At 59.9% G+C, this 12,279-nt stretch carries 11 protein-coding genes and 1 pseudogene; 8 read left to right on the top strand and 4 right to left on the bottom strand.

Features of this window, described 5'->3' with window-relative positions:
* The first annotated feature begins 7 nt into the window (after window positions 1-7).
* A complete protein-coding gene (locus PH558_RS15315) occupies window positions 8-679 on the top strand; it encodes a DsbA family oxidoreductase (RefSeq protein WP_095434872.1) in 672 nt (223 codons plus the stop codon).
* A gap of 163 nt (window positions 680-842) precedes the next feature.
* Here PH558_RS15315 and PH558_RS15310 read toward each other — a convergent pair whose 3' ends face one another.
* Window positions 843-1,742 carry a LysR substrate-binding domain-containing protein gene (locus PH558_RS15310; RefSeq protein ID WP_285205193.1) on the bottom strand — a complete coding sequence of 300 codons (900 nt, stop codon included), beginning with the start codon at window positions 1,740-1,742 and terminating at the stop codon, window positions 843-845.
* A 169-nt stretch (window positions 1,743-1,911) separates the two neighbouring features.
* Here PH558_RS15310 and PH558_RS15305 point away from each other — a divergent pair, with 169 nt between their 5' ends.
* The 4 genes and pseudogenes from PH558_RS15305 to PH558_RS15290 form a co-directional block, all read left to right on the top strand.
* Window positions 1,912-2,457 (top strand): sugar ABC transporter, encoded by a 546-nt coding sequence (locus PH558_RS15305; RefSeq protein WP_285205190.1) that lies wholly within the window; start codon window positions 1,912-1,914, stop codon window positions 2,455-2,457.
* A 6-nt stretch (window positions 2,458-2,463) separates the two neighbouring features.
* The gene (locus tag PH558_RS15300; RefSeq protein WP_285205187.1) at window positions 2,464-2,790 is read left to right on the top strand and encodes a hypothetical protein; all 327 of its coding nucleotides are present in this window, start codon (window positions 2,464-2,466) and stop codon (window positions 2,788-2,790) included.
* Window positions 2,791-2,810: 20 nt separating this feature from the next.
* The gene (locus PH558_RS15295; RefSeq protein WP_285205184.1) at window positions 2,811-3,668 is read left to right on the top strand and encodes an MBL fold metallo-hydrolase; all 858 of its coding nucleotides are present in this window, start codon (window positions 2,811-2,813) and stop codon (window positions 3,666-3,668) included.
* A gap of 11 nt (window positions 3,669-3,679) precedes the next feature.
* Window positions 3,680-3,778: pseudogene (locus PH558_RS15290) on the top strand (disulfide bond formation protein DsbA); the annotation flags it as partial.
* An 86-nt stretch (window positions 3,779-3,864) separates the two neighbouring features.
* Here PH558_RS15290 and PH558_RS15285 read toward each other — a convergent pair.
* A complete protein-coding gene (locus tag PH558_RS15285) occupies window positions 3,865-4,452 on the bottom strand; it encodes a TetR/AcrR family transcriptional regulator (protein WP_285205183.1) in 588 nt (195 codons plus the stop codon).
* Between the two features lie 167 nt (window positions 4,453-4,619).
* Here PH558_RS15285 and PH558_RS15280 point away from each other — a divergent pair, with 167 nt between their 5' ends.
* The gene (locus PH558_RS15280) at window positions 4,620-5,042 is read left to right on the top strand and encodes a RidA family protein (RefSeq protein ID WP_285205182.1); all 423 of its coding nucleotides are present in this window, start codon (window positions 4,620-4,622) and stop codon (window positions 5,040-5,042) included.
* Between the two features lie 153 nt (window positions 5,043-5,195).
* On the top strand, window positions 5,196-6,110 hold the full coding sequence (ubiA, locus tag PH558_RS15275; protein ID WP_285205181.1) for a 4-hydroxybenzoate octaprenyltransferase: 915 nt from the start codon (window positions 5,196-5,198) through the stop codon (window positions 6,108-6,110).
* A gap of 47 nt (window positions 6,111-6,157) precedes the next feature.
* Here ubiA and mfd read toward each other — a convergent pair whose 3' ends face one another.
* Window positions 6,158-9,658, bottom strand: coding sequence for a transcription-repair coupling factor (mfd, locus tag PH558_RS15270; RefSeq protein ID WP_285205180.1), 3,501 nt, complete (start codon window positions 9,656-9,658; stop codon window positions 6,158-6,160).
* Complete coding sequence (locus PH558_RS15265) at window positions 9,655-9,969, bottom strand: succinate dehydrogenase assembly factor 2 (protein WP_095434863.1); 315 nt, start codon at window positions 9,967-9,969, stop codon at window positions 9,655-9,657. The genes mfd and PH558_RS15265 overlap by 4 nt, the downstream gene beginning before the upstream one ends.
* Before the next feature lie 173 nt (window positions 9,970-10,142).
* On the opposite strand from PH558_RS15265, the gene recG reads away from it, so the two are divergent.
* Window positions 10,143-12,248, top strand: a complete 2,106-nt coding sequence (recG, locus tag PH558_RS15260) for an ATP-dependent DNA helicase RecG (protein ID WP_285205179.1) — start codon at window positions 10,143-10,145, stop codon at window positions 12,246-12,248.
* Window positions 12,249-12,279 lie beyond the last annotated feature (31 nt).

Below are 12,279 nucleotides of genomic sequence, written 5' to 3'. Positions count from 1 at the left end.
TGAAACCATGGAACGCATCACGATCGACATCGTCTCGGACGTCGTCTGCCCATGGTGCTATCTCGGCAAGGCCCGCCTGGAGCTGGCAATTGCCGAGGTACAGGACGAAATAGGCGTCGACCTCAACTGGCGACCCTATCGGCTCAATCCCGACTATCCACCAGAGGGCGTTGACCAGAAGAAGGCGCTCGAGCAGAAGCTCGGCGGCGCTGAACGCGTCGCTGAGGGACACAAGATGCTGACCGAGCTCGGCCGCGAAGTGGGCATCAAGTTCGATTTCGACGCCATCAAGATCGGCCCGAACACGCTCGACGCCCATCGCCTCATCCATTGGTCCGTCACCGAAAGCCGCGAAAAGCAGGACAAGGTGGTGGATGCTCTCTTCAAGGCGAATTTCGAACAAGGTCGCAATGTCGGCGATCACGCAGTGCTGCTCGACATTGCCGAAGAAGCCGGGCTCGACCGTTCGGTCATATCAACGCTGCTTGCCTCCGACGCGGATCGCGATCTCATCATCGGCGAAATCGACGCCGCCCAGAAGATCGGCGTCAACGGCGTGCCCTTCTTCATCTTCGACCAGCAATATGCCGTCAGCGGCGCCCAGACGCCGGATGTGCTTGCCGGCGCGCTGCGCGATATCGCCAGGATGAAGGCGGAAGCACGCGCCGGGATGAATTAATCACGATCCGCAGAGGCGCCATTCTGGAGGGAATGGCGTCGGCAGGGCGTCTTTCGAATTTTTGCTGAAACGATCTCAAAACGGCTAGCCCCGCCGCTGCAAAAACCCGAAAACCAATGCCGTGTTAATCCGGATATTCTCGAGGCCTATAAATCCACGGCCGTCAGATCGTTATATTCGCCGTCCGCGATTCCATGAGGAGCCAATTCGCAAAATCCTGGATCGGACCGTCGCTCAATCGGATCGGCTCCGGCAGGATGAGACAGAAGGTCTTGGAGATCGACTGACCATCGGGCCATGGCGCAACGAGGCGACCTTCTGCCAACTCCGTCTCGACATAGAGACGTGGCACCAGGGCGACGCCCAGCCCAGCGAGCGCAGCTTCAATCAGCATGACGTGAAGATCGTAGCGCGGGCCGATCGCAGGATTGGTCAGCACAATCCCGGCCTCCTGCGCATAGCGCTGCCAGGCGTCCGGATTCTGGCGTCGATGAAGGCGCGGCAGTTCATCGAGAGATGGCGGCGCTTCCGCGCCACCGAGAAGCGTCGGATGGCAAACCGGAACCAACGTCTCCTGCAACAGCCGATGCATTCTCATTCCGGTCCAGGCAGGGTGATCGAAATGGATCGCTGCATCAAACCCACTTCCACTAAGGACAAAAGGCTCCATCCGTTCGGCAAGATGCACGATAATATTCGGGTGCTTTTCGCGGAACCGCCCAAGACGGGGAATAAGCCAGCGCGCGGCGAAGGTCGGGATGGTGGCGATATCGATATTCGCGCCGCCATTGGGCTGCCCCATCAGATATTGACTATCGCGCTCCAGCCGATCCAGTGACTCACGAACCTGTACGGCATAGCGCTCTCCATTCGGCAAGAGCCGAACACGATTGCCGACCCGCTCAAACAGCGTGACACCGAGAAAGGCTTCGAGCCGGCTTATCTGGCGGCTGATCGCTCCTTCGGTCAGAGCCAACTCCTCGGCAGCGCGAGCGAAGCTTCCATGGCGAGCCGACGCCTCGAACGCCAGGAGCGCAGAATTGCTTGGAATTTTGCGACGCATGGGCGGCTCCCGACGTGATGGTTCGGCACTCGAACGGCTGTGACCTTGATATTTGGTCACTAAAGCATGAGCCGATATCGATATATCACCGATAAATGGCGCTCTATCATGATCAAATATCAATGAGAAACAAGACCGAAAACCGGTGCTTGTAGTTAAAGGTGATACGATGATCTACACGGTAGAATGCAGCTTTGCTGATCCAGCCAGCGAAGCGGAATGGAACGACTTCTATAGCCTGGATAAGCTCCCAGCCCTGATTTCAGTGACTGGCTTTCACACCTCGCAGCGCTTGAAGGCAATCAGCCGCGGTTGCCCGGTTTATCTTGCCTTGCATTCGATCAATGGCCTCGATGTTCTGACGGGTGAGGAATATCGCCAGAAGGGTGGTGGAAATTTTGCGCGTTGGCAGCAGCACATCACCGATTGGCACCGAAACCTTTATGATGGCATCGAGCGAGCGCCGGTAATCGGTGAAGACGAATATCTGGTGCTAAGCGCTTATGGCCCCGAGCCGCTCACCCGGCTGGGCCTCACCCCGTCCGCAATGCATGCGGTGGCAATGGAGAAGCTCCCGGAGCACCGTTGGCTCGCCAAGGTGAAGCGTTCCGCGATTACAGACATTCGGCATCTGCCCGGAGATGTTCAGGTCTACGAACCGATGACGACACAATTGACGAGTGGCAAGAATGCCGCCTCCGAGACAGCGCGGTAGGTTCTGATGCCGAACATCACAATCTTCATCTCCGCAGAAAGCATGCCGGATGACGAAGCACTTGCCGATCTCACGGAGCAATGCACCGAACTTTGCACGGGCATCCTTCGAGCTGCATTGGCCAACGTGCATGTCATCTATGTCGCTGTCCGCTCCGGCCGAGGACATCAGGTCTTTGCAGACATCCGATATCGCCTTGAACCCTTTCGCACGCCGGCGGTCATGGAGCGCTTCATGCAAGGCCTGGATAACGCCATCAAATACAAGCTCGCCCTCACCGCGCGCATCCGTTGCTTCGGCTATGGAGCTGCGTGCCTCTATGCGCGAAATTGAGCGCCCGGTTGGAGAAAACAATGACTAATCCAGCTTTTCCCAGCCAGCAGGTTGGCGACTTAACAATTACCGCCATCAGCGACGGCTACCTTGCCGCCAGCCTCGACCTCCTCTCGAATATCGACCCGGCAGACGCCTCCCGGATGCAGGCGAATACGGGGATAGAGGACCCTGCCTCGATCCATATCAACTGCTACATGGTGCGTGGTGGCGGCCGCACGGTCCTGATCGACGCGGGAGCAGGTGGCTTCAGGCAATGGGGTGGCCGGCTGGAAACCAATCTCGCTCTGGCCGGCATCCAGCCTCTCGATATAGACACGATCCTGCTGACACATGCCCATCCGGATCACATCGGAGGGCTGATGAATGCTTCCGGAGACGCCACCTTCCTGAACGCCGAGCTTGTCGTCCACAATCGCGAAATCGCCTTCTGGCAGGATGACGGCAACTTGAGCCGAGCGCCGGAGCGCGCCCGCGGCAACTTTCTCCTCGCGCGTCGAACGTTCGATGGCTATTGCAGCAGGCTGCGCTCTTTCAATGCCGGTGAGGTGCTTCCCGGCATCACTGCGATGCCACTTCCCGGCCATACCCCAGGGCACACGGGCTATCGTCTCAATTCCGGCGGCAAGAATCTGTTGATCTGGGGAGATATCGTCCACTTTCCCTCGATCCAGATCGCACGCCCGGATGTATCGATCGCGTTCGATCAGGATCCACATCTGGCAGCATCGACGCGATCGAGGCTATTGGATCTCGTCAGCTCGGAGCGGCTGTTGATCGCCGGTATGCACCTGGGCGAACTCGGCTTCGCGCATATCGAGCGAACGGCCGGAGCCTACGGCGTGACTTATGCGGGATCTCATCATCAGCGAAATTGATGCCGCTCAAAAATCAGCAATATGCCGTCAGTGGCGCGCAAACCCCGGATGTGCTTGCCGGCGCCCTGCGCGATATCGCCAAGATGAAGGCGGAAGCACGCTCGGGATGAACTAGGCGGGACTCCGCTTTCTCGATCATAGCCGCAAGGGCTTCCGCGAATCGCCGATCGCGGAAGCAGCTGAGCCATAACCGGCATCACGTCTTTGCCAGCAGTCCCGAAGCCATCGCCCGGAAGGCCTCTATCGCTTTGGGCAGCACGTCCGCCGGGTTATCGCTGGCGGCAACCCAGAGGGCAGCATTCAGCGCTGCGCCGGATATGAGCCGGGCTGCCGCCTCGGCATCGACCGGCTTGACCACCTCTTGTTCCAGAAGCTTTGACACCGTCAGCCGGGTGGCAGCAAGGCAGCTGTTCTGACTTGGCCATTTCGAAGGATCGCCTAAAACAGCCGGCCCGTCGAGCAGGACGATGCGCTGGACCTCCAGATCAAGCGCCATCTTGATATAGGCCTCGCCTTCCACAAGCAGTCCTTGCCAGTCACCGTCGGCCTGTGCGCCGATCTCCTTCGCCCGCAACGCCATTTCATTGTCGATCTGATCGACGACGGCGGCGAGCAATCCACGCTTGTCGCCGAAATTATGATAGAGGGCGCCCCTTGTCAGGCCGACATCCGCGGTCAACTCGTCCATGGATGCTGCCGCGAATCCTTTTTCGGCAAAGGCTTTTCGTGCGGCGGCAATCAACTTGTTCCGATTTTCTTCCATCGTTTCCAGGCGTTTTGCCATATTATCCTCAATTTCACATACGTTTCGTATTTGAAATATTGACATACGCCGCGCATATGAATATTTCACATACGCACCGTATATCAAATCAGACGACGGATTGGAAGCTTCGCGCCAGCTCGCGTCTTTCCCATCTTTTCACGTCAACACGAATGAGAGCCGACACCATGACGACGCGTAACGCAATCTTTCCGAAGAACAGACATGCGCTTTATGAGGAGCACGGCTATTCCGCTGCAATCCATTCGGGCGACCTGCTGTTCGTCTCCGGCCAGGTCGGTAGCCGTGCGGATGGAAGCCCGGAGCCGGATTTCGAAAAGCAGGTTCAACTTGCCTTCGACAATCTGGGAGCAACCCTGGAAGCCGCAGGCTGCACCTTCGACAACATCATCGATGTCACCACGTTTCACACCGATCCGGAGCAGCAGTTCGGCGCTATCATGACCGTCAAGAACCGGATCTTCGCCGAAAAGCCTTATCCGAACTGGACGGCAGTTGGCGCCAACTGGCTGGCGGGCTTCGATTTTGAGATCAAGGTCATCGCACGCATTCCGGATGCTGGGGAGATGCGTGAGCCACAGGCGGCTTGAGGGAATGGTCAGAATTTCGACCCGCAGCGGAAAATGGCCGTCGCGGGCCGGACGTTGCCTCAAAGCTAGATTGGCGCAGCCGCGCTTCCAGCCGTTGCGAGATGTGTGGAAGTCGCTATTTTTCCTCATTGATGAAAACCGCGGATTTCGATCATGAACGTATCCACCCGTCCCGATCTGAGCGATATAAAACTGGGAGACTGGGTGGATCGCCGTTTGCCCTCGGCGTTGAGGCCTTACACGCGACTTGCGCGGCTGGATCGGCCCGTCGGCATTTGGCTGACGCTTTTTCCCTGCTGGGCAGCGCTCATCCAAGCCTCATATGATTTTCCAGATCTCAGACAGCTGGCCATGTTTTCGCTGGGCGCGTTGCTGATGAGAAGCGCAGGCTCGACGGTCAACGACATCGCAGATCGGAAATTCGACGGCCATGTCGAGCGCACCCGCTTCCGCCCCTTAGTAAGCGGTCAGATCGGGGTATTGCAGGCCGTGCTGTTTCTTGCGGCCGAACTGGCACTGGCTGCCTCGCTGCTGTTCTTTCTGACGCCCTTGACGCGCCTCGTCGCGATCAGTGTCTTGCCGCTCGTGTTTGCCTATCCGCTCTGCAAGCGTTTCACATATTGGCCTCAGGCCATTCTTGGTGCGGCATTCAATTGGGGAATGCTGATGGCCTGGTCGGAGATCACAGGCACGATTTCCGTCGGTGCGGTTCTGATGTGGCTCGGCGCTATCGCCTGGCAGATCGGATACGATACCGTTTACGCCTATGTCGACGTTCGCGACGATACAAGACTGGGCTTGAAATCGACCGCCATCCTGTTCGGCTCGCGCGGTAAAGCATGTATCGGCCTGTTCTATGCCATTGCCGTCGCTGCATGGTCCACCGGTGGGTGGCTGACGGGCATGTCATTGCCCTACGTCGTCGGAATGCTCTTCATAGCCGCACATCTCGGCTGGCAGATCTGGCGCCTCGATCTTTCACGCCCCGAGATCAATTACCGGCTGTTTCTGGCGAATATTCTAACGGGTATGTTGCTGGCCGCAGCGGCCTTTGCTGGAACTCTATAAGCGAGCCAAAAGGAAGAGATCCGGATTTTCGGCTCAGCGCCCACCTTCTATTTCGCCAATTCCGCCAGTTGCGTCATGACCACGGCCGCACCCTGCAGCCGCTTCTCCGGTGTCGGCAGGTCGCGGGTCAGGAACACGCTCTGGTCGGGACGGATCTTTGCCATGGTGCCCTGCTTGGCGATATAGCCGACGAGGTTGGCGGGGTTCGGGAATTCCTTGTTGCGGAACTGTACGACGACACCCTTCGGGCCGGCATCCAGCTTCTCGACATTGGCGATGCGGCAGAGCGACTTGATGTAGACGATCTTGAGGAGATGCTGCACCTCGATCGGCAACGGGCCGAAACGATCGATCATTTCGGCACCGAAACTGTCGATCTCTTTCAGCTCGGTGATCTCGCCGAGGCGGCGATAGAGCGCCATGCGCAGATGCAAGTCGGGCACATAATCATCGGGGATCATGACCGGCGTGCCGACGGAGATCTGCGGCGACCAGCCGGTATCCTGGATTTCGTCGACGCCCTTGACCTCGGCGACAGCCTCCTCGAGCATCTGCTGGTAGAGCTCGAAGCCGACTTCCTTGATATGGCCGGACTGTTCCTCGCCCAGCAGATTGCCGGCGCCGCGAATATCGAGATCGTGGCTTGCCAGCTGGAAGCCGGCGCCGAGCGTGTCCAGCGACTGCAGTACTTTCAGCCGGCGCTCCGCCGTCGTCGTCAGAACCTTGTTGACCGGCAGCGTGAAGAGCGCAAAGGCGCGCACTTTCGAACGGCCGACGCGCCCGCGGAGCTGATAGAGCTGGGCCAAGCCGAACATATCGGCGCGATGGACGATCAGCGTGTTGGCCGTCGGCACGTCAAGGCCGGATTCGACGATGGTGGTGGAGAGCAGCACGTCATAGCGGCCTTCGTAGAAGGCGTTCATGATGTCTTCCAGTTCGCCGGCCGGCATCTGGCCATGGGCGACCGCTACCTTCAGCTCCGGCACATCGGATTGCAGGAAGGCGTGGATATCGGCGAGATCTGCGAGACGCGGACAGACATAGAAGCTCTGGCCGCCGCGATAATGCTCGCGCATCAGCGTTTCGCGGATCACAAGGGAATCGAAAGGAGAAATGAAGGTGCGCACCGCCATGCGGTCGACCGGCGGCGTGGTGATGAGCGACAGTTCGCGTACGCCGGTCATCGCGAGCTGCAAAGTGCGCGGGATTGGGGTGGCGGAGAGCGTCAGCACATGCACGTCGCTCTTCAGCTCTTTCAGGCGCTCCTTGTGCTTCACGCCGAAATGCTGCTCCTCATCGATGATAAGCAGGCCGAGATTGGCGAACTGGATGCCGGCGCCGAGCAGCGCATGCGTGCCGACGACGATATCCGTCTTGCCTTCGGCGACTTCCTTCTTGGTCAGCGCCAGATCCTTGGCGCCAACCAGGCGGGATGCCTGCTGTACCCGGATCGGCAGGCCGCGGAAACGCTCGGAAAAGGTCTTGAAATGCTGCCGGGCAAGCAAGGTCGTCGGCACCACGACAGCGACCTGCACGCCGTTCATGGCAGCGACGAAGGCAGCACGAAGCGCCACCTCTGTCTTGCCGAAGCCGACGTCGCCACAGACAAGGCGATCCATCGGCCGGCCGGCGCCAAGATCCTCGCGCACCGCCTCGATGGCGTTCATCTGATCGTCGGTCTCATCATAGGGGAAGCGCGCGGCGAATTCGTCGTAGAGCCCTTCGGGAGAGGTCAGCACCGGCGCATGGCGCGTCAGGCGCTCGGCCGCAACACGGATCAAGTCACCAGCGATATCCAGAAGGCGCTTCTTGAGCTTCGCCTTCCGCATCTGCCAAGCGCCGCCGCCGAGCTTGTCGAGCTGCGCCTCAGTGCCCTCGCCGCCAAAGCGCGAGAGTAGATCGATGTTTTCGACCGGCAGGAACAGCTTGGCATCGTCGGCATATTGCAGCTCGAGGCAGGCATGCGGTGCACCGGCAGCCTCGATGGTCCTGAGGCCAACGAAACGGCCGATGCCATGCTCGGCGTGAACGACGATCGAGCCTTCGTCCAGGCCTGCCACTTCAGAGATGAAATCAGCGGCGCGCTTGCGGCGCTTGGAGCGGCGCACCATGCGGTCGCCGAGAATATCCTGCTCGCCGATGACGATCAGATCGCCGGTCTCGAAACCGGCTTCGAGGCTGAGTACGGCGGCAGCCGCCTCGCCCTTCGCCAGACCGCTGATATCCTTGAAGGCCTCGATCGTCTTGACGCGCGCCAACCCGTGTTCGGAAAGCACCTGCAGGAGGCGATCGAGCGAACCTTCGGTCCAGGCCGAAATCAGCACCTTGCCGCCCGCCGCCCGCTTGTCGGCAATATGCTTGACGACCGCATCGAAGACGTTGACGCGCTCGCTATCGGCCGTGTCAGTCGCTGACCGCGCCCAGCGCGGCCCCTGGCGGGCATCAAGCTCGATCACGCGGCGGGCCTCGCCCTCATGCTCGTTGAAGGGCGAGATGCGGATGGCGCCGAAGGCATCGAGTGCATTGCCGAAGGCCTTGCCGTCGAGATACAGCTGGCCCGGCGTGACCGGTTTATAGGGCGTGCCCTGCGTCATCTGCCCCTTGGTCTGCTGGCCGGAATGCAGGCGGGCATCGTAATAGTCGAAGACGAGCTTGGACCGCTCCTCGGCCGCCTCCCGCACGGTGTGATCCGTCACCAGCCGGAAGCCCTTGAGGTAATCGAAAACAGTCTCCAGCTTCTCGTAGAAGAGCGGCAGCCAATGTTCCATGCCGGCGTATCGCCGACCTTCGGAGACGGCAAGATAGAGCGCATCGTCGCGCGTGGCGGCGCCGAAGGCGGAGAGATAATTCTTGCGGAAGCGGCTGATCGTATCCGGCGTCAGCGTCACTTCACTCATCGGATTGAGATCGAGCGAACGCACCTGCCCCGTCGTACGCTGGCTTGCCGGATCGAAGCTGCGGATGCTTTCCAGCGTATCGCCGAAGAAATCCAGGCGTACCGGCTCTTCCGTGCCCGGAACGAAGACGTCGAGAATGCCGCCGCGAACAGCATATTCGCCGACCTCGCGCACGGTCGCGACGCGATCGAAACCGTTACGCTCCAGGCGCGCCGCGATGTCGTCCATCCGGACCTGGTTGCCTGGTCGCGCCGAAAAGGCCAGACTCTCGATAATGTCCTGCGGCGCTACCTTCTGCAGCATGGCATTGACGGTCACCAACACGATCGCCGCATGCGGCTTGCGATGATGCGCGATCAGGCCGGACAAAGCCGCCAGGCGCCGCGCCGAGGTATCGGAACTCGGGGAAACGCGGTCGTAGGGAAGACAATCCCAGGCAGGCAGGGTGAGAACCGGGATTTCGGGCGCGATGAAGCCGAGCATCTGTTCGACATCGGCCATATGCTGGCCGTCAGACATGACATAGGCGATCGGCTGGCCGGCCTTTGCCATTTCGGCAATCAGGAATGGCTCCAGGCCGGCCGGGACATGACCGATCGTCATCGGCTCGCTGGCGGCGAGCAGCTTCTTCGCATCGAAACCGGGGATCATTTCGTTAATCCGAACCTTTCGGCGATCTCTTCGAAATCGGGCTTGTAGGAGGTCAGGCGCTCAAAGAGAGGCGTCTGCAGATGCTGCGGCGTCGGTTGACTGCCCAGAATCCACTTGAGGAGATCATTGTCCTCCTCGGCCATAATGCGCTCGAGCTCATCCAGTTCAGCTTCAGCGAGGCCCGGCAGCTCATTATCGGCAAACTGGCCGAAGACCAGATCCATCTCGCGGATGCCGCGATGCCAGCAACGGAAAAGGATGCGCCGACGGCGAGGATCGAGATCGGCACTGCTGAGGGTCAGCCCAGTCATCAAAAACACCTTTATGTTGATGGGTCTCTATAAAACCAGCATCGAAAGGTGGGAACCGGTTTTTCAGAAAAAAGCGGCAGAAGTGCAATTTTCGGGGGAATGGTGGTCACATAAAGGCTGTGCCCGTTGCTGCCCCTTGCCAAATGCGCCCCGGCCGTCGCATTTTGCCGGCCATGCGCCCCGCTATCCTCGACCCGCTATTTGCCTCCATCTCTTCGCTATCAGGCGTCGGGCCGAAGGTATCCGAGCTGCTGGTTAAGCTGCTCGACCGCGAGACGATCGACGATTGTCGGGTCATCGACCTCATTTTTCACGCGCCGCATTCGATCATCGACCGACGCGAGCAGCCCGGTATCGCGAGGGCGCCGCAGGGTGCCATCGTCACCATTACCGGCCGTGTCGACCGACATCAGCCGCCGCCCAATCCGCGTAGCAACGTTCCCTATCGCGTCTATCTGCACGACGAGACGGGAGAATTGGCGCTGGTCTTCTTTCGCGGCAAGGCGCAATGGCTCGAAAAACAGCTGCCGATCGATGAAACCGTCACCGTCAGTGGCAAGGTCGATTGGTTCAACGGCCGACCGTCCATGGTGCATCCCGACTATATCATGCGCGAGAGCGAGGCAGAGAACCTGCCGCTCGTCGAACCGGTCTATCCGCTGACCGCCGGGCTTACACCGAAGTTCCTGCGCAAGACCATCGAGGCGGCGCTGCCGCGCATTCCGCAGCTGCCAGAGTGGGATGACATAGCCCTTACGCAGAAGCAGGGTTTCCCCTCTATCTCCGACGCCTTCCGCATGCTGCATGCGCCGAGGGATGCGGCGGATATCGATCCGCAATCTCGCGCGCGCCGCCGGCTTGCCTATGATGAATTCCTGGCGGGGCAATTGTCGCTCTCTCTGGTGCGCCAAAGGCTGCGCAAGGTTGCGGGGCAGCCGGTGCATGCAACTGGAGAAATCAGCCGCAAGATACTGGAATCCCTTCCCTTCTCGATGACGAACAGCCAGCGCGATGCGGTTGCCGATATTCTCAAGGATATGGCGGGCACCGAGCGCATGCTTCGGCTGCTGCAAGGCGACGTCGGTGCGGGAAAGACGCTCGTGGCACTGATGGCGATCGCCGCCGTCATAGAAAGCGGCGGCCAGGCCGTGCTGATGGCACCGACCGAAATTCTGGCTCGCCAGCATCATGCAACGATTTCAAAATTTGCTGCAAGTGCAAACCTTTCCGTCGAAGTTCTTACAGGTCGCACGAAGGGACGCGAGCGAGATGCGATCCTGGAGCGCATCGCCTCCGGAGAGGCGCAGATCATCATCGGCACCCATGCGCTTTTCCAGGACAGCGTCGCCTATGCCAACCTCACGCTGGCTGTGGTCGACGAGCAGCACCGCTTCGGCGTTCACCAACGCTTGCGCCTGACCGCGAAGGGTATCTCTCCCCATATGCTTGTCATGACCGCAACGCCCATACCGAGAACGCTGGTGCTTGCCGCTTTCGGGGATATGGATGTTTCCAAGCTCACCGAGAAGCCGGCGGGACGCAAACCGATCCAAACGATCACCATTCCGAATGAACGGACCGGCGATATCGTCGCGCGTCTGAGAAGCGCGCTATCCGAAGGTAAAAAAGCCTATTGGATATGCCCACTTGTGGAGGAATCCGAAGAATCCGATTTAATGTCCGTCGAAGAACGCCATGAGACATTGACCAAGGTGCTCGGACCGGGCATCGGCCTGATCCATGGCCGGATGAGCGGCTCGGAAAAAGACGCCGTGATGATGGCCTTCAAGAATGGCGAGATCCGCCTGCTGGTCGCCACGACCGTCGTCGAAGTGGGCCTCGACGTGCCGGACGCAACCATCATGGTCATCGAACATGCGGAGCGCTTCGGCCTGGCGCAGCTGCATCAGCTACGCGGCCGCGTCGGACGTGGCGACGAAGCCTCGACCTGCATTCTGCTCTACAAAGGGCCGCTTGGCGAAACCGGGCATGCGCGGCTGTCGATCATGCGCGAGACGGAAGACGGCTTCCGCATTGCCGAGGAGGATTTGAAGCTGCGCGGCGAAGGCGAGCTTCTCGGCACGCGCCAGTCCGGCACACCAGGCTTCCGCATCGCCAGCCTGGAAGCCCATGCCGATCTTCTGGAAATCGCCCGCAAGGACGCAGCCTATCTCATCGAGCGCGATCCGGAGCTGACCAGCGAGCGTGGCGCAGCCGTTCGCACCCTGCTATACCTTTTCCGCCGTGACGAGGCGATCCGCTTCCTGCGAGCAGGCTGAGTGAATGGGCGCAGCGACTGCGCCCATCCCT

The organism is Rhizobium pantanalense, assembly GCF_030182525.1.
In the GTDB taxonomy this organism is placed as follows: Bacteria; Pseudomonadota; Alphaproteobacteria; order Rhizobiales; family Rhizobiaceae; genus Rhizobium.
Note: the sequence above shows the minus strand (reverse complement) of the source record. Positions and strands in the feature narration are given on the sequence as shown.

What these genes read in the sequence shown, in the direction of transcription:
- PH558_RS15300 (WP_285205187.1), top strand. Translation starts at nt 2,464, where the DNA reads ATGCCGAACATCACAATCTTCATCTCCGCAGAAAGCATGCCGGATGAC.
- PH558_RS15315 (WP_095434872.1), top strand. Translation starts at nt 8, where the DNA reads ATGGAACGCATCACGATCGACATCGTCTCGGACGTCGTCTGCCCATGG.
- PH558_RS15280 (WP_285205182.1), top strand. Translation starts at nt 4,620, where the DNA reads ATGACGACGCGTAACGCAATCTTTCCGAAGAACAGACATGCGCTTTAT.
- PH558_RS15310 (WP_285205193.1), bottom strand. Translation starts at nt 1,742, where the DNA reads ATGCGTCGCAAAATTCCAAGCAATTCTGCGCTCCTGGCGTTCGAGGCG.
- PH558_RS15265 (WP_095434863.1), bottom strand. Translation starts at nt 9,969, where the DNA reads ATGACTGGGCTGACCCTCAGCAGTGCCGATCTCGATCCTCGCCGTCGG.
- PH558_RS15295 (WP_285205184.1), top strand. Translation starts at nt 2,811, where the DNA reads ATGACTAATCCAGCTTTTCCCAGCCAGCAGGTTGGCGACTTAACAATT.
- recG (WP_285205179.1), top strand. Translation starts at nt 10,143, where the DNA reads ATGCGCCCCGCTATCCTCGACCCGCTATTTGCCTCCATCTCTTCGCTA.
- PH558_RS15305 (WP_285205190.1), top strand. Translation starts at nt 1,912, where the DNA reads ATGATCTACACGGTAGAATGCAGCTTTGCTGATCCAGCCAGCGAAGCG.
- ubiA (WP_285205181.1), top strand. Translation starts at nt 5,196, where the DNA reads ATGAACGTATCCACCCGTCCCGATCTGAGCGATATAAAACTGGGAGAC.
- mfd (WP_285205180.1), bottom strand. Translation starts at nt 9,658, where the DNA reads ATGATCCCCGGTTTCGATGCGAAGAAGCTGCTCGCCGCCAGCGAGCCG.
- PH558_RS15285 (WP_285205183.1), bottom strand. Translation starts at nt 4,452, where the DNA reads ATGGCAAAACGCCTGGAAACGATGGAAGAAAATCGGAACAAGTTGATT.